Origin of the sequence: Agrobacterium larrymoorei (genome assembly GCF_030819275.1) — a bacterium.
Lineage (GTDB): Bacteria > Pseudomonadota > Alphaproteobacteria > Rhizobiales > Rhizobiaceae > Agrobacterium > Agrobacterium larrymoorei_B.
On sequence record NZ_JAUTBL010000002.1, the window covers coordinates 2,026,927 to 2,040,815 of the forward strand.

The following is a 13,889-nucleotide window of genomic DNA, read 5'->3' on the forward strand; positions in this document are numbered from 1 at the left end:
AACCCGGCATCGCTGCCGGGCTTCCTCTGGTCGATGCCACCAAGCTTTAGCGGCAATTGGCGCAGAAACGCTGAATGCGGTTGCAGGCCTCTTCCAGCAGCTTTTCCGACGTCGCGTAGGAAATGCGGAAGTTTGGACCGAGACCGAAAGCGGAGCCGTGAACGACCGCGACACCTTCCGTTTCCAAAAGCTCGGTGACGAAATCTTCGTCGGTCTCGATCACCTTGCCGGACGGCGCCGTCTTGCCGATCAGACCGGCGCAGGACGGGTAGACGTAGAATGCGCCTTCCGGAACCGGGCAAGTGATGCCCTTGGCCTGGTTCAGCATGGAAACGACGAGGTCACGGCGGCCTTCGAAGATTTTCTTGTTGGCCGGAATGAAATCCTGCGTGCCGTTCAGCGCCTCGACAGCTGCCCACTGGGCAATCGACGTGGCACCAGAGGTCTGCTGGCCCTGGATCATGTCCATCGCCTTGATGAGCGTGAGCGGACCAGCGGCATAGCCGATACGCCAGCCGGTCATCGCATAGGCCTTGGAAACACCGTTCATCGTCAGCGTGCGGTCATAGAGCGAAGGCTCCACTTCCACCGGCGTCACGAACTTGAAGTCGCCATAGGTCAGGTGCTCATACATGTCGTCGGTCAGGATCCAGACATGCGGATGCTTGACGAGAACGTCGGTCAGCGCCTTCAACTCGTCGTGGCTGTAAGCTGCACCAGACGGATTGGATGGCGAGTTGAAGATGAACCACTTGGTCTTCGGCGTGATCGCCTTTTCAAGCGCTTCCGGCTTCAGTTTGAAATTGTCTTCCAGCGTGGTGTTGACGAAAACCGGCGTGCCGCCGCAGATTGCCACCATTTCCGGATAGCTCACCCAGTAAGGTGCTGGAATAACGACCTCATCACCCGGGTTCAGAGTTGCCATGAAGGCGTTGAAAAGAATCTGCTTTCCACCGGTGCCGACAATCGTCTGCTCCGGCTTGTAGTCCAGACCGTTTTCGCGCTTGAACTTCTCGGCAATCGCCTTGCGCAGTTCGGGAATACCGGAGACAGGCGTGTATTTCGTCTTGCCCGCTTTAATAGCGGCAATGGCTGCTTCCTTGATATTGTCGGGCGTATCGAAATCCGGCTCGCCGGCGCCAAGGCCAATCACATCGCGACCCTGTGCCTGAAGTTCGCGAGCTTTCTGCGAAACGGCGATGGTGGCGGATGGCTTTACGCGGGAGAGAATGTCGGCAAGGAAGGCCATTTTTATCGGTCCTATTGAAGTTGACATCGACAGAAGTTGCGGCGGAATGTCGCCCTCTGCGGCAAGTGGTATGTCGAAAGACCGAAAGTCTTTCAAGGTCAAAACCCATGAAAAGATGAGATGAGTCGCATTTACTTTCTCGCAGAACGGACGATCAACCCCGTCAACATGAAACGGCTTCCATGCTTGGAAGACATCATGTCCGGGCGAGACCGCCGATCACGCCACAAAAGAGCGTACGCCGAAAAAATCGGCAGATTTGCCGGCCTTAACCTCTCGTTAATTCGTGCCTTTTTATCGCCACAATAAATGCTCTGGACTGACGAATTTCGGTCTCCAAGGGGTCCACTTCCAAGCCTCTTTTTAGCACGCGGGCAAAAGAGACGAGGACTATCACGATGCTTATCAATCACCGGAATTCGGCGGATCGGCTGAAGGTACAGAGAATGCTGTTTTCTCTGTGGATGGCGCTTGCGGCCATCATGGTTATTCTCACCATGGCAGCGGGCCTTGCGACCTCCTCTCACGCTTCAGACGCGGTCGATCCCATGACAACCTCAGCCATAGCCACCGCGCCGATTTCGAAAGCATCGGATCGCATCTTCGTCACCGGTCTTGTGGCACTCGGCTTCGGCACGTTGGGCGTCGGAGGCGTGCTCCTGACGCTCAGCAGCATTCGCGAAAGCCGTCTGCGCCGCAACCGTGAATGACTGGCCTGCCCGTGCCTTGCCGAGCCATCCCCTTGCTGATAGAGCACCGGTGAAATGGCTGTCTGGGGCGCTTGCTCCCAGACGAGGGTTACCTCCGCCATCTTCAGGGTCAAGATCTGCTGCTTCACGCAACGCCGCTTCATCTCCCGACAGCCTTTGGCCGTCGGCTTCCAAGCGGAATGGATCGCCTTTTCGACAAGACAATGAAGCAACACGTACATTGCTTCCTTAGTGGTGAAGAATGACGCGCATTCAGGCAAACCTCGTACTGCTTCTTGCTGCCGCGATCTGGGGCGGCGGTTTCGTCGCGCAGTCCACGGCCATGGCATCCATTGGTCCGTTCTGGTTCGTAGGCTTGCGCTTTGCCATTGCAGCCCTTGCGGTCCTACCATTCGCGCTCATGGAAACCCGCCGAATGGGTTCGAAGCCGAGCAAGGCGGAGTACCGCGCCTTCGGTCTTGTCGGCGTGGCCCTCTTTATGGGCGCCACCACCCAGCAGGTGGGATTGCTCACCACCTCCGTTACCAATTCCAGTTTTCTGACGGCTCTTTACGTCATCTTCGTACCGGTCATCGCTGTGCTTATCTATCGGCGTTACCCGCATTGGGTTGTGTGGCCGGGCGCCACGATGATGCTGATCGGCATCTTCCTGCTGTCCGGCGGCGCCTTCAGTAGCCTGACGACTGGCGATTTCCTCAGCATCACCTGTGCCTTCTTCTGGGCGGTTCAGATCACGCTTGCGGGCCGTACCGTCATGGCCAGCAAGCGGCCGCTTGCCCTTTCATGCGTGCAATTTTCCGTCTGCGCCATTCTCAGCATGGTCATCGGCGCGGCCTTCGAGCCGATCAATGCCCAGGCAATTGCAGCCTCGATCCGCGAAATCCTCTATGTGGGCATCGTCTCGTCCGGTCTCGCTTTCGTTCTTCAGGTCATCGGCCAGCGCTACACCACGGCGCCCCAGGCAGCGATCTTTCTGTCCTCTGAAGCCCTGTTTGGCGCACTTTTTGCGTCACTCTTTCTTGGAGAGATCATTCCGGCGGCCGGTTACATTGGCTGCGCCATCATTTTTTCCGCCATTCTGCTGGTCGAATTGGTGCCGGAGCTTACGAAAAGACGCCACCAAAAACTTAGCGAAGCAGGCTAAATACGCGCCGTCTATTGATGAAGTCTTCATCACTCTGCGCGAAAATTGCCGAAAATACCCATCGCCAACGATGGTTTTGTTTTATCAGCGATGCCCGTACGGGAAAAAATTCCGCTCCACGCGTTATACGCGCTAAACGCCACCGATTGATCGCGGTTGGCGCCTAAAAACTTTTGCTTGCCAATTTTAAATAAACACATCACTCTATCGCCGTTCGGGCAATTTGCGAGCGTGGGAAGACCTAGGAATAGATGCATCGGAGACAATACTTCGAGCGGTGGGAACAACAAAACGTTGATCAGAACGTCAAGTCTTCCACAGCGAAGGTTCAATCTCTCAAACATCAAGAACTGCCTGCCGTACGCCCTAGCGGGCAAAACTGTAATGCTGCCTGGAGCTGAACACAGGCAGAGCGAAAAGGACCTGATGCATGGCCGAGACTGGCACCGTTAAATTCTTCAATACCGACAAAGGCTTCGGCTTCATCAAGCCAGACAATGGTGGCGCTGATATCTTTGTTCACATCTCTGCCGTACAGGCTTCCGGCCTGTCCGGTCTTTCGGAAAACCAGAAAGTGAGCTTCGACACGGAACCGGATCGTCGCGGCAAGGGCCCCAAGGCAGTCAATCTTCAGATTGCTGGCTGAGCCATAACGACTTCTCTTCTAGTTGAAGCCCGGCAGGAATGCCGGGTTTTTTTATGGCTTTGATTGCGGGAGACGAAGCCGCCCTAATCTCTTCAGTTGGCGCTCTTCTCGGTCCCGCTGGCAGCATTCGGTGCTGCACCAATTGGGCCGAGATTTTGCAGATAGGGGTTAGAGCGCCGCTCTTCACCGAACCGCCCGCCAGGGCCGTGTCCGCAGATGAAGCCCACATCGTCCCCAAGCGGCAGCACCTTATCACGGATGGAAGCGAGCAACTGCTCGTGGTTTCCGCCAGGCAGATCCGTGCGACCGACGGAACCGTTGAACAGCACGTCGCCGACATGCGCAAAAGCCTGCGCGCGATTGTAATAAATGACATGACCCGGCGCATGACCTGGGCAATGATAGACCTCGAAACTGTGATCGCCGAAGGACACCACATCCCCATCTGTGAGCCAGCGATCCGGCAGCACGTTGTGCAGACCGGTGATGCCGTATTTCTGCGCCTGGGTTTCAATGCGCTCGAGCAGCGGACGATCGTCCTCATGCGGGCCGATGATCGCGAGGGCCAAACGATCCTTCAATTCCTTCGCCCCACCCGCGTGATCCAGATGGCCGTGGGTCAGCCAGATCTCCTTCAGCGTGATGCCATTCTCGGTAACGGTCTGAACGATAACATCGACATCCCCACCCGGATCGACAATCACGCCTTCCTTCGTGTCTTCATCGAAAAGAATGGTGCAGTTCTGCTCGAATGGCGTGACCGGAATGATCCCTGCCTGCAACTTTCCCATGATGAGCTCCTGCTTTAAAAACCTGTCCTCCCTATAGACTCGCATGCGCGACAACACAATGAAATGTGAAAAAAGCAAAGCTTCGAAAGCATTGTCGGTAATGTTAAAGAATACGGAAAATCAGTATCTTGCCGAAGTTTACCTAGCGTCTTTTCAAACATAGTGTTCACGATTCCGGGAACGGAAAAGCAAAAGCTGCGTTCTTGCCCCAGTCTTCAAAGGAGTGAGACATATGAATAAGAAGCTGAAACTGATGATTGCTGGCGGCGCTTTCGCTTTGGTCGCCGGATATGCAAATGCGGCTATGGTTGCGACCACGGCATCTGACATTTCGGTACGTTCCGGCCCGGGCGAGGATTACCCGGAAGTGGGTCTTGCAACGCGTGGAAGCAATGCGGTTCTTGACGGATGCCTGGAAGGCAGCGCCTGGTGCCGTATTGAAGTTAACGGTGTTCGCGGTTGGGCCAACGCCGATTATCTGAACGTCATGTATGAAGGTTCGCCGGTCATTCTGCGCGAGCGTCGCGCCGACATCGAAGTTCCAGTCGTCACCTACGAGAAGACGGCCAGCATTCAGCAGGAAGAGCCGAACTCTGGCGACCCGAACCTTGGTCGGGTTGGTGAGGTAGACCCGCCGGAGCAGGTCATCACCTACATCGATCAGCATCCCGGCAAGATCGTGCGCGTCGAGGGCGATGTCGCCATCGGCACCACCGTTCCTGCCAGCGCGGAACTCGTGACCATTCCTGACTACGAGTACAGCTATGTCCGCGTCAACGATCGCCGCGTTCTGGTCGAACCAAGCACGCGCCGCGTTGTGTATGTGTACGAGTAAAGTCGCGTAGAGTACAAGCGTTTATGAGTAGCGAAGAGCGCGGCCAGTCCGCGCTCTTTTGCTTGTTTGCTGTTGGCCGCTTTGGCATTGATGTTCAACCTGCGGCATATTATCGAACGCAACAGAAAATGATCGGGAGACATCCCTCTTGGACACCATTTGGGCCAATCTCGTGATAATGATGGTCCACATTCGGTAATGTGAAGGAAGAACAGTGCCTGCCCAATCGTTGAAAAAGGCTGCCGTCAAACAGGCTCCGGCCCTGCCCCATGTCGATGATGCAAAGATCGACTTCGACACGATTGAGGCCTTCTTCTTCGCCTATCGGGACTTCGTTTCCGATCCGGACGCCATTCTGGAGAAGCTCGGCTATGGTCGCGCCCACCACCGTGTGGTCTATTTTGTCTGCCGCAACCCCGGCATGACGGTCGCGGATCTTCTCGACACGCTACAGATTACCAAGCAGAGCCTTGCACGCGTGCTCAAACAACTCATCGATGATGGCTATATCCGCCAGATGGCAGGCCCCGAAGACCGCCGCCAGCGCAGGCTTTACCCCACACTGACCGGCCGCGAACTGGCCCTCGCCTTGAGCGATCCGCAATCGCGCCGCATTGCCCGCGCTCTGGATGGCATGTCGACGGAGGCCAGGACCTGCGTTCTTCAATTTCTCGCCAGAATGCGCGACGCCGAACCGACGGGAGCGGAATGACGATGGCCGTAGCCACACCAAAACAGCCGGCGGATGATGACGCCCCCCATCTTCTCATCGTCGATGACGACGCGCGTATCCGCGATCTTCTGCAGCGCTTCCTCAGCGACAAGGGATACCGTATCACCGCTGCGGCGGACGCCGCCGAAGCACGCCGAAAGATGCAGGGCATCCAGTTCGATCTCCTGATCCTAGACGTGATGATGCCGGGCGAAAACGGCCTGTCGCTGACAAAGTCCCTTAACGAAAACAAGACTGTACCGGTTATTCTCCTCACGGCACGCTCGGAAGCGGATTCGAGGATTGCCGGTCTCGAGGCTGGCGCCGACGACTATCTCGCCAAACCCTTCGACCCGCGTGAACTCGTGCTGCGCATCAACAATATTCTCAGACGCAACACCTCGCCGGATACGCCGAAAATCGACCAGATCATTTTCGGGCCGTTCAACTTCTCCCTTCACAAGAAGGAGCTTCGACGCGGCGCGGAGATCATCCGGCTGACCGACCGCGAGTTGGACATCATGATGCTCTTTGCGCTGCGCGCCGGCGACACCATTCCAAGACATGAGTTGGTGGATGCCGATGCGGATGTCGGAGAGCGGACCATCGACGTGCAGATCAACCGCCTTCGGCGCAAGATCGAAGACGATCCGGCCAACCCGGTCTATTTACAAACGGTGCGTGGCATCGGCTACCGTCTCAGCGTGGATTGAACCACCCCTTTCTGGCACGTCCGGGTAAGAGCCGGATGGACAGGTGATCAATGGCAAGCCTCGACTTCATGAGTTTCGCCCGCAACAGCGCCCCGGCACGAGGGTGGCGCTTCTTCGTGCGATGGCTGCGGCACTGGTTGCCGACCGGGCTTTATACCCGCTCGCTGCTGATCATCATTCTGCCCATGGTTCTATTGCAGGCGGTCGTCGCAGCTGTCTTCATGGAAAGACACTGGCAGTTGGTAACGGAGCGTCTCTCTGCTGCCGTTACGCGCGATATTGCCGCGATCATCGAACTAATCGAGACGGATCCTGAAAAGGACGACTATCAGCGAGTCATCAATATTGCTCGCGAGAAGCTGGATCTCAGTGTCTATATCGAGCCGAAGACGGAACTGCCGCCTGCTCGGCCGCAACCGTTCTTTTCCATCCTCGATTCCATCCTGGCCGATCAGATCAAAGCCCAAATCGGCAGGCCCTTCTGGATCGATACCTATGGCAATGGATCCTTGGTCGAAATCCGTATCCAGTTGAACGATAAGACGCTACGCATCTTCACGCGCCGCAACCAGACCTATGCCTCCAACACCCACATCTTCCTCGTCTGGATGGTCGGCGCATCGCTCGTTCTGCTCGGCATCTCGATCCTCTTCCTACGCGGCCAGATTCGTCCGATCCTGGCGCTCGCAAAGGCTGCCGAGAGTTTCGGTCGAGGCCAGAAGATTACGGCCTACTCGCCCAAGGGCGCCGACGAAGTACGGCGCGCGGGGCTTGCCTTCATTCTCATGCGAGAGCGGATCGAGCGACAGATGGAGCAGCGCACCGCGATGCTGAACGGTGTGAGCCACGATCTGCGCACCATTCTCACCCGCTTCAAGCTTCAGCTCGCACTGGCAGGCGACAACCCCGATCTTGATGGCTTGGACAAGGATGTCGACGACATGCAGTCGATGCTGGAGGCCTATCTCGCCTTTGCTCGCGATGATGCGGAGGAGGATGTTGGCACACTGGAACTGGAGCCATTGCTGCAGAAACTGCAGAGCGATTTTCAAATGGTTGGCAAGACGATGACCTTCCAGCTGAACGGCGTCTCACAGCTCACCGCGCGTCCTAACGCCTTTTCGCGCCTCATCGGCAACCTTGCCGCTAACGCGCAGCGCTATGCGCAGACGCTGTCCATTGAGTTACGGCGCGCACCGCGATCGATTAGCCTCGTCTTCGATGATGATGGTCCGGGCATTCCGCCGGAATCGCGCGAAGATGTTTTCAAGCCCTTCTTCCGGCTGGATGAGGCACGCAACCTCAATGCCTCCGGCACCGGGCTTGGCCTTTCGATCGTGCGCGATATTGCCCGAAGCCATGGCGGCGACGTCATGCTGGATGACAGCCCATTGGGCGGCCTCCGGGTCATCGTAAAAATCCCGGCCTGACGGGTCGGGAAACAAGCTCACGTGCTGGCGGTAATCAGCACATCTTCTCGCCGTTCGGTACATTGCGCTCGACGGCGGCCAGGACAATATCGCCATTGGCATCGGCAAAACCGAGGGTGAGAACTTCCGAACGGAACGGCCCGATCTGGCGCGGCGGAAAGTTGACGACGGCAAGCACCTGCCGGCCGATCAGATTGTCCAGCGTATAGTGCACGGTAATCTGCGCCGAGGATTTCTTGATGCCGATTTCGGGTCCAAAATCGATCTTCAGCCTAAAAGCGGGCTTGCGCGCTTCGGGAAAAGCCTCCGTCTCGATGATAGTGCCGACACGAATATCGACCTTCTCGAAATCCGCATAGGTGATCTCAGCGCTCATCTGCCCTATCTCCGATCAGTTCGCCAGTTCTTCTGCCCGTGTCTTTGCCGCGGCAATCGCCTTGTCGAACAAGGGCTGCATGCCATCCTCGGCCATCAGCACGGAGAGTGCGGCTGCCGTCGTGCCGCCGGGAGACGTCACATTCTGGCGCAGTTTCGACGCGTCGTCGGGGGACTGATAAAGAAGTTCACCAGCCCCCGCGACGGTTTCTCGCGCGAGACGCATGGCGAGGTCCGCCTGCAGGCCAGCTTTGCGACCTGCCTCTGCCATGCATTCCACGAGATAGAAAACATAAGCGGGGCCACTGCCGGACACGGCAGTGACGGCATCGATATCACCTTCAGTCGCAACCCATTCTACCGGACCGCTGACTTTCAGAAGCTCTTCCACCAGCTGACGCTGGCTGGCCGAAACGCGCTCATTGGCATAAGCACCGGTCACGCCGCGCCCCACCATGGCGGGTGTGTTGGGCATGGCACGCACGGTCGCCGCCTCACCGAGATGGCTCTCGATAGACGACAGCGTCTTGCCCGCAGCAATCGAAACGATGACTGTCTCTTCCACGACAAGACCTTTCAGACCTGGCAGCACGGCATCCATCAATTGCGGTTTGACCGCCAAAAACAGAATGCTGGCCGTTACGCCATCCGGTGCGCTCTCGCAGTGGCGTGCACCCGCCTCCCCCAGTGTCGAGATCATGGCATCGGAAGGGCGTGGATCGATGACGATCACCGACGAACCGGAAACGCCCTTCTTCAGCCAGCCGGAAAGCATGGCGCCGCCCATATTGCCGGCACCAACGAGTACGATAGGGTTAGAACCAAGCGAAAGCATGCGTATCAGGCCTCGCCCACGGTTTCGAAGAGAGCCGCTTCCATCGCGGCCTTGGCTTCCATCCCGGACCAGACGACGAACTGGAAGGCCTGGAAATATTGCTCACAGGCTTCCAACGCGCTGGAAAGCAGAACTTCGACCTGCTGGTTCGTCGGCTCGGCACCGCCAGCCAGAAGCAGTGACTGACGGAAGATGATGACATCCTCCTGACGCCAAAGGTCGAAATGCCCCATCAGCGTCTGGCCGTTGACATGCGAGAGCAGCCGGATCACTTCATTGACGCGATGATCGGGCACGCGGATATCGAAGGCGCAGGCCAGATGCAGCGCTTCGAACTGCTCCATCCAGGAAAACGAGACGTGATAATCGGCCCAACGGCCTCCCACCGTCATGGCAATTTCGTCCTCACCCGAGCGCTCGAAAGACCAATCGTTGGCAGCCGCTACGAACTCGATCATATCGACCGGGTTGGAGAGACGTTCAACTTCGAATTCTATTAGGCTCATACGGCACCTTTTCAGCCGGAGATGAATGTTTTGTTTCGCACGCGAAAGCACAAAAACGCACACACAAATGCCGGTACATCAGTTTAGGACGATTGCCCGACGCTGCCAGATTAACGCAGTGAACCTGTCTGGAGCTTACCGAGTTCGTTTCGAATCATCATTTAAAATCAGTCTATAACGAGCGAGTCCCATCGCCACCCCCTGTCATTCCATTTTCCGGGGAGAACCGTGGATATCTCTTGGCGCGTCAGATCAGTTGAGAGTCATAACCGACTCTGCCGATTGCGTTTTTTGGATGTGTCCACAGAGGGGAAAAAAATGCTGATGAAATTGCTTGCTCTTTGGAGACGAATCCGCACTCGCGCAGGTTGGGGGCTCGCGGCGGGTAAAATGAAAAGGCCGCGCCCTTTTTGAGAGCGCGGCCTGTCTGACAGAAGTCCAAAATCGAAGATCGGATTTGGCTCAGGAAGCGTTTCCGGAAAGCTTTGCCTCCAGCGCTTCGATCCTGGCGCGCAGCGCGTCATTCTCGTCTCGCGCCTTGATGGCCATCTCACGCACGGCGTCGAACTCCTCTCGCTTCACCACATCGAGGCTGTTCAGCCAGCGATCGGCCTGCGCGTGGAAAGCCTGTTCTACCTCCTTGCGTACACCCTGCGCCGCACCTGCGGCATCGGTCATCAGCTTCGCGAATTCATCGAAAATGCGGTTGGTTCCGGTTGTGCTCATGGCGCGGTGTCCTCGTCTTCATCCGGAGAGACATGCTACTCTATCCGGTTCTGACATTTCAGGTAGGCACTCCCTTGCCGCGTTGCAAGCGAAAACGGGATGATGACGGGCAGTAACCTTACTTGTGACAGCCGTGAAAGCGCCAAAGAATCGCCTTGACCGCTCCCTTTTCACCCGCCATTTTCGCCCGGCGGGAAAGATCATGCTAATACTGCCTGCCGTGCGAAAACCGGCGTTTTCGACAACAACAGAGAATGGAATACGCGACTTGTTTTCACCGCTTGCCCCGCTTTCGATCATGCCGTTTCCCAACATCGATCCGATCGCCTTTTCCATCGGCCCGATCTCGATCCATTGGTATGGTATCGCCTATGTCGTCGGTATTCTTCTTGGCTGGTCCTACGCGCGCAAGCTCAGCATGACGGACCGCCTGTGGCCAGGTGACAAATCGCCCGTGACGCCGATCCATCTCGATGATTTCATCATCTGGGCAGCCGCGGGCATCGTGCTGGGTGGCCGCATCGGTTACGTACTCTTTTACGATCTTCCTGCCGTCATGGCGAACCCGGTGCGCGCCTTCGAGATCTGGAATGGCGGCATGTCCTTCCATGGCGGCCTCCTGGGTACGACGATCGCAATGATCCTCTTTGCCCGTCGCAACGCCATTCCCGTCTGGAGCATGTTCGACATCATCGCCGCCGTGGCACCCGTCGGCCTGTTCTTCGGCCGCATCGCCAACTTCATCAACGGCGAATTGTGGGGCCGGCTGACGGACGTTCCATGGGCGGTCGTCTTCCCGACCGGCGGACCTTTCGCCCGCCATCCAAGCCAGCTTTACGAAGCCGGGCTGGAAGGGATCGTGCTGCTGATTGTTCTCGCCGTATTGGTATGGGTCTTCAAGGCGCTGAAAACACCCGGCACGGTGACGGGCACCTTCGTTGCCGGATATGCCCTGTCGCGCATCTTCGTCGAATTCTTCCGCGAACCCGACGCACAGATCGGCTATCTGGCGGGGAACTGGTTGACCATGGGAATGGTTCTCTCAGCGCCCATGTTCGCGCTCGGCGTCTGGGCAATCCTGCGGGCACGCTTTGCCGCCCGCGCCCGCCAGAACGGATAAGTGACATGCCAACGCCCCTTGCACGTCGCATCAAGTCTCTTATTCGCCTCAACGGCCCCTTAAGCGTCACCGATTACTTCTCGCTCTGCCTCGCAGATCCCGAGCACGGATACTATAAGACACGCCAGCCCTTCGGTCGCACCGGCGATTTCGTCACGGCACCGGAAGTCAGCCAGCTCTTCGGTGAGATGCTAGGCGTCTTCATGGTCCATGCCTGGCAGCGCCACGGCCTGCCCGCCAATGTCAGGCTGGTGGAAATCGGACCCGGTCGCGGCACGATGATGACGGATATGTTGAGGGTGATTCAGCGCATTGCCGCCCCCCTCTACGACGCAATGAGCGTGCATCTCGTTGAAACGAGTCCGCTTCTGACCGAGACGCAGCAGAAGACGCTTGTCGCGCATGAGGGCAAGATCAGCTGGCACGAGAGCTTCAACGACGTGCCGCCAGGCTTCCTGCTGATTGCCGCCAACGAACTCTTCGATGCCATCCCTATCCGCCAGTTCGTGAAGACGCACCAAGGCTTCAGAGAAAGGGTCGTCAGCCTCGATGAGGATGACGAACTGATTTTCACCGCAGGCGTCGCTGGTCTTGATCCGGACCTCCTGCCCCCGCAGTCTGAGCGACAGGCGCTTGGCACGATCTTCGAATACTCTCCGGCCCGTGAAGCGGTCATGGCCGCACTTTGCGAGAGGCTTAAAGTCAACAGTGGCACCGCGCTCGTCATCGACTACGGCCACATGGTCTCCAGCTATGGCGATACCATGCAGGCGCTCAGAATGCATGAATATGATCCCGTCCTCGCCCATCCCGGCGAGGCCGATCTGACCAGCCATGTGGATTTCGAAAGCCTCGTGAAGACCGCGACTGCAAACGGCATCCATGTGAACGGCCTTCTGCACCAGGGCGATTTCCTCTACGGCCTTGGCCTCAAGGAACGCGGACAGGCTTTGGCAGCAACGGCGACGCCCGATCAGATGCTGACGATTGCCGAAGCCATTAACCGTCTCGCTGGCGAAGGTGCTGGTAAGATGGGTGAGCTTTTCAAGGTGCTTGCGATCTCTAGCCCTGCCCTTCATTTGCTGCCGTTTCGCGCGCTGGATTGAGCCCGCTGACGAGTGTACACCTGACGGACGCCTGAGAGGAGATTGACACGGGCAGTCTGCTTGGGCCAACATCGGGCCAATTCGAAGCAGAACAAATCTGCCGCACGGCATCTTTTTTGAGATGCGCCCATCGGAAACACTCGCTCAGAATCATCACTGAAAAAATCGGCGACACCGCAAAGGATTGAACACCCCATGCAGGACGACACGCTGCCGCTTCCCGTTCAGAGCACATTGCTTGAGGCGGCGTCCGAAAACGGCATACGCCATGGCTTCTTCACCCGCGAAGGCGGCGTTTCGAAAGGCATCTATCGCGGCTTGAATGTCGGCCTCGGCTCTGAAGACGAACGCCAATCGGTCGTGGAAAATCGCCGCCGCGTGGCGCAGTGGTTCGGTCTTTCGGCCGAAAAGCTCGCAACCGTCCACCAGATCCACTCCCCCAATGTCGTCGTGATCGACGAGACCTATGATGGGGGCAGACCGCAAGCGGACGCGATGGTGACGGCAACGCCCGGCATCGTCATAGGCGTGTTGAGTGCCGACTGCGGACCGATCCTTTTTGCCGACCGCAAAGCTGGCATCGTTGGCGCGGCCCATGCCGGCTGGAAGGGTGCGGTTCATGGCGTTCTGGAGAACACCATCGAAACCATGATCGCGCTTGGCGCACGCCGAGAGAACATCGTCGCAGCACTCGGCCCCTCCATCGCGCAGGAGAATTACGAGGTGGGACCGGAGCGCGTCGAAGATCTGAAAAAGCTGGATCCAACCTACGATCAATACTTCGCACCTTCGGAGAACGAAGGCCACGCCTATTTCGACCTGAAGCAACTGACGATGGACCGTCTGACCAAAGCGGGCATTCAGGCCGAAAATCTCAACCTCTGCACCTATCCGGATGACAAAAGATTCTTTTCCTTCCGCAGGACCACGCATCTGTCCGAACCGGATTATGGTCGACAGATCTCAGCAATAGCAATTTTGGAGACGTAAG

Annotated in this window: 17 protein-coding genes; 10 read left to right on the forward strand and 7 right to left on the reverse strand. The window is 57.4% G+C overall.

Annotated elements, in window-relative coordinates; genetic code table 11:
* Positions 1 to 46 precede the first annotated feature (46 nt).
* Positions 47 to 1,249 carry a pyridoxal phosphate-dependent aminotransferase gene (locus tag QE408_RS18405; RefSeq protein ID WP_306933660.1) on the reverse strand — a complete coding sequence of 401 codons (1,203 nt, stop codon included), beginning with the start codon at positions 1,247 to 1,249 and terminating at the stop codon, positions 47 to 49.
* A gap of 398 nt (positions 1,250 to 1,647) precedes the next feature.
* On the opposite strand from QE408_RS18405, the gene QE408_RS18410 reads away from it, so the two are divergent.
* Complete coding sequence (locus QE408_RS18410; protein ID WP_306933662.1) at positions 1,648 to 1,959, forward strand: hypothetical protein; 312 nt, start codon at positions 1,648 to 1,650, stop codon at positions 1,957 to 1,959.
* A gap of 241 nt (positions 1,960 to 2,200) precedes the next feature.
* Positions 2,201 to 3,103: a DMT family transporter gene (locus QE408_RS18415; protein WP_306933664.1), complete on the forward strand. Its 903-nt coding sequence runs from the start codon at positions 2,201 to 2,203 to the stop codon at positions 3,101 to 3,103.
* Positions 3,104 to 3,132: 29 nt separating this feature from the next.
* On the opposite strand, the gene QE408_RS18420 is transcribed toward QE408_RS18415, so the two are convergent.
* Positions 3,133 to 3,447, reverse strand: a complete 315-nt coding sequence (locus QE408_RS18420) for a hypothetical protein (RefSeq protein ID WP_306933666.1) — start codon at positions 3,445 to 3,447, stop codon at positions 3,133 to 3,135.
* An 86-nt stretch (positions 3,448 to 3,533) separates the two neighbouring features.
* Between QE408_RS18420 and QE408_RS18425 the strand changes: the two genes are divergently transcribed.
* A complete protein-coding gene (locus tag QE408_RS18425; RefSeq protein WP_003494703.1) occupies positions 3,534 to 3,749 on the forward strand; it encodes a cold-shock protein in 216 nt (71 codons plus the stop codon).
* A 92-nt stretch (positions 3,750 to 3,841) separates the two neighbouring features.
* On the opposite strand, the gene QE408_RS18430 is transcribed toward QE408_RS18425, so the two are convergent.
* Positions 3,842 to 4,540, reverse strand: a complete 699-nt coding sequence (locus QE408_RS18430) for an MBL fold metallo-hydrolase (RefSeq protein WP_306933668.1) — start codon at positions 4,538 to 4,540, stop codon at positions 3,842 to 3,844.
* Positions 4,541 to 4,772: 232 nt separating this feature from the next.
* On the opposite strand from QE408_RS18430, the gene QE408_RS18435 reads away from it, so the two are divergent.
* The 4 genes from QE408_RS18435 to QE408_RS18450 all read left to right on the forward strand — a co-directional run bounded on the left by QE408_RS18435 (position 4,773) and on the right by QE408_RS18450 (position 8,230).
* Positions 4,773 to 5,375 (forward strand): DUF1236 domain-containing protein, encoded by a 603-nt coding sequence (locus QE408_RS18435; RefSeq protein WP_306933670.1) that lies wholly within the window; start codon positions 4,773 to 4,775, stop codon positions 5,373 to 5,375.
* Between the two features lie 214 nt (positions 5,376 to 5,589).
* Positions 5,590 to 6,087 carry a MarR family winged helix-turn-helix transcriptional regulator gene (locus QE408_RS18440; protein ID WP_306933672.1) on the forward strand — a complete coding sequence of 166 codons (498 nt, stop codon included), beginning with the start codon at positions 5,590 to 5,592 and terminating at the stop codon, positions 6,085 to 6,087.
* A 2-nt stretch (positions 6,088 to 6,089) separates the two neighbouring features.
* Positions 6,090 to 6,800 (forward strand): response regulator, encoded by a 711-nt coding sequence (locus tag QE408_RS18445; RefSeq protein WP_306933674.1) that lies wholly within the window; start codon positions 6,090 to 6,092, stop codon positions 6,798 to 6,800.
* A gap of 50 nt (positions 6,801 to 6,850) precedes the next feature.
* The gene (locus tag QE408_RS18450) at positions 6,851 to 8,230 is read left to right on the forward strand and encodes an ATP-binding protein (RefSeq protein ID WP_306933677.1); all 1,380 of its coding nucleotides are present in this window, start codon (positions 6,851 to 6,853) and stop codon (positions 8,228 to 8,230) included.
* A 34-nt stretch (positions 8,231 to 8,264) separates the two neighbouring features.
* Here the strand turns inward: QE408_RS18450 and QE408_RS18455 are convergent, their stop codons facing one another.
* The 4 genes from QE408_RS18455 to QE408_RS18470 form a co-directional block, all read right to left on the reverse strand.
* A complete protein-coding gene (locus QE408_RS18455; protein ID WP_306933679.1) occupies positions 8,265 to 8,606 on the reverse strand; it encodes a tRNA-binding protein in 342 nt (113 codons plus the stop codon).
* A 15-nt stretch (positions 8,607 to 8,621) separates the two neighbouring features.
* Positions 8,622 to 9,440: a pyrroline-5-carboxylate reductase gene (gene proC, locus QE408_RS18460; protein ID WP_306933681.1), complete on the reverse strand. Its 819-nt coding sequence runs from the start codon at positions 9,438 to 9,440 to the stop codon at positions 8,622 to 8,624.
* A gap of 5 nt (positions 9,441 to 9,445) precedes the next feature.
* Entirely contained in the window at positions 9,446 to 9,946 is a 501-nt protein-coding gene (locus QE408_RS18465; protein WP_306933683.1) for a YbjN domain-containing protein, read from the reverse strand.
* 462 nt (positions 9,947 to 10,408) lie between these two features.
* Positions 10,409 to 10,672, reverse strand: a complete 264-nt coding sequence (locus tag QE408_RS18470) for an accessory factor UbiK family protein (RefSeq protein WP_062426406.1) — start codon at positions 10,670 to 10,672, stop codon at positions 10,409 to 10,411.
* Positions 10,673 to 10,970: 298 nt separating this feature from the next.
* On the opposite strand from QE408_RS18470, the gene lgt reads away from it, so the two are divergent.
* The 3 genes from lgt to pgeF all read left to right on the forward strand — a co-directional run bounded on the left by lgt (position 10,971) and on the right by pgeF (position 13,888).
* The gene (lgt, locus tag QE408_RS18475) at positions 10,971 to 11,792 is read left to right on the forward strand and encodes a prolipoprotein diacylglyceryl transferase (protein WP_306934858.1); all 822 of its coding nucleotides are present in this window, start codon (positions 10,971 to 10,973) and stop codon (positions 11,790 to 11,792) included.
* Between the two features lie 5 nt (positions 11,793 to 11,797).
* Entirely contained in the window at positions 11,798 to 12,898 is a 1,101-nt protein-coding gene (locus QE408_RS18480) for a class I SAM-dependent methyltransferase (protein ID WP_306933686.1), read from the forward strand.
* A 195-nt stretch (positions 12,899 to 13,093) separates the two neighbouring features.
* A complete protein-coding gene (gene pgeF, locus QE408_RS18485) occupies positions 13,094 to 13,888 on the forward strand; it encodes a peptidoglycan editing factor PgeF (RefSeq protein WP_306933688.1) in 795 nt (264 codons plus the stop codon).
* Position 13,889: the final 1 nt, after the last annotated feature.

Coding starts and splice junctions, on each gene's coding strand:
- QE408_RS18405 (WP_306933660.1), bottom strand. CDS start 1,249: ATGGCCTTCCTTGCCGACATTCTCTCCCGCGTAAAGCCATCCGCCACC.
- QE408_RS18410 (WP_306933662.1), top strand. CDS start 1,648: ATGCTTATCAATCACCGGAATTCGGCGGATCGGCTGAAGGTACAGAGA.
- QE408_RS18415 (WP_306933664.1), top strand. CDS start 2,201: ATGACGCGCATTCAGGCAAACCTCGTACTGCTTCTTGCTGCCGCGATC.
- QE408_RS18420 (WP_306933666.1), bottom strand. CDS start 3,447: ATGTTTGAGAGATTGAACCTTCGCTGTGGAAGACTTGACGTTCTGATC.
- QE408_RS18425 (WP_003494703.1), top strand. CDS start 3,534: ATGGCCGAGACTGGCACCGTTAAATTCTTCAATACCGACAAAGGCTTC.
- QE408_RS18430 (WP_306933668.1), bottom strand. CDS start 4,540: ATGGGAAAGTTGCAGGCAGGGATCATTCCGGTCACGCCATTCGAGCAG.
- QE408_RS18435 (WP_306933670.1), top strand. CDS start 4,773: ATGAATAAGAAGCTGAAACTGATGATTGCTGGCGGCGCTTTCGCTTTG.
- QE408_RS18445 (WP_306933674.1), top strand. CDS start 6,090: ATGGCCGTAGCCACACCAAAACAGCCGGCGGATGATGACGCCCCCCAT.
- QE408_RS18450 (WP_306933677.1), top strand. CDS start 6,851: ATGGCAAGCCTCGACTTCATGAGTTTCGCCCGCAACAGCGCCCCGGCA.
- QE408_RS18455 (WP_306933679.1), bottom strand. CDS start 8,606: ATGAGCGCTGAGATCACCTATGCGGATTTCGAGAAGGTCGATATTCGT.
- proC (WP_306933681.1), bottom strand. CDS start 9,440: ATGCTTTCGCTTGGTTCTAACCCTATCGTACTCGTTGGTGCCGGCAAT.
- QE408_RS18465 (WP_306933683.1), bottom strand. CDS start 9,946: ATGAGCCTAATAGAATTCGAAGTTGAACGTCTCTCCAACCCGGTCGAT.
- QE408_RS18470 (WP_062426406.1), bottom strand. CDS start 10,672: ATGAGCACAACCGGAACCAACCGCATTTTCGATGAATTCGCGAAGCTG.
- lgt (WP_306934858.1), top strand. CDS start 10,971: ATGCCGTTTCCCAACATCGATCCGATCGCCTTTTCCATCGGCCCGATC.
- QE408_RS18480 (WP_306933686.1), top strand. CDS start 11,798: ATGCCAACGCCCCTTGCACGTCGCATCAAGTCTCTTATTCGCCTCAAC.
- pgeF (WP_306933688.1), top strand. CDS start 13,094: ATGCAGGACGACACGCTGCCGCTTCCCGTTCAGAGCACATTGCTTGAG.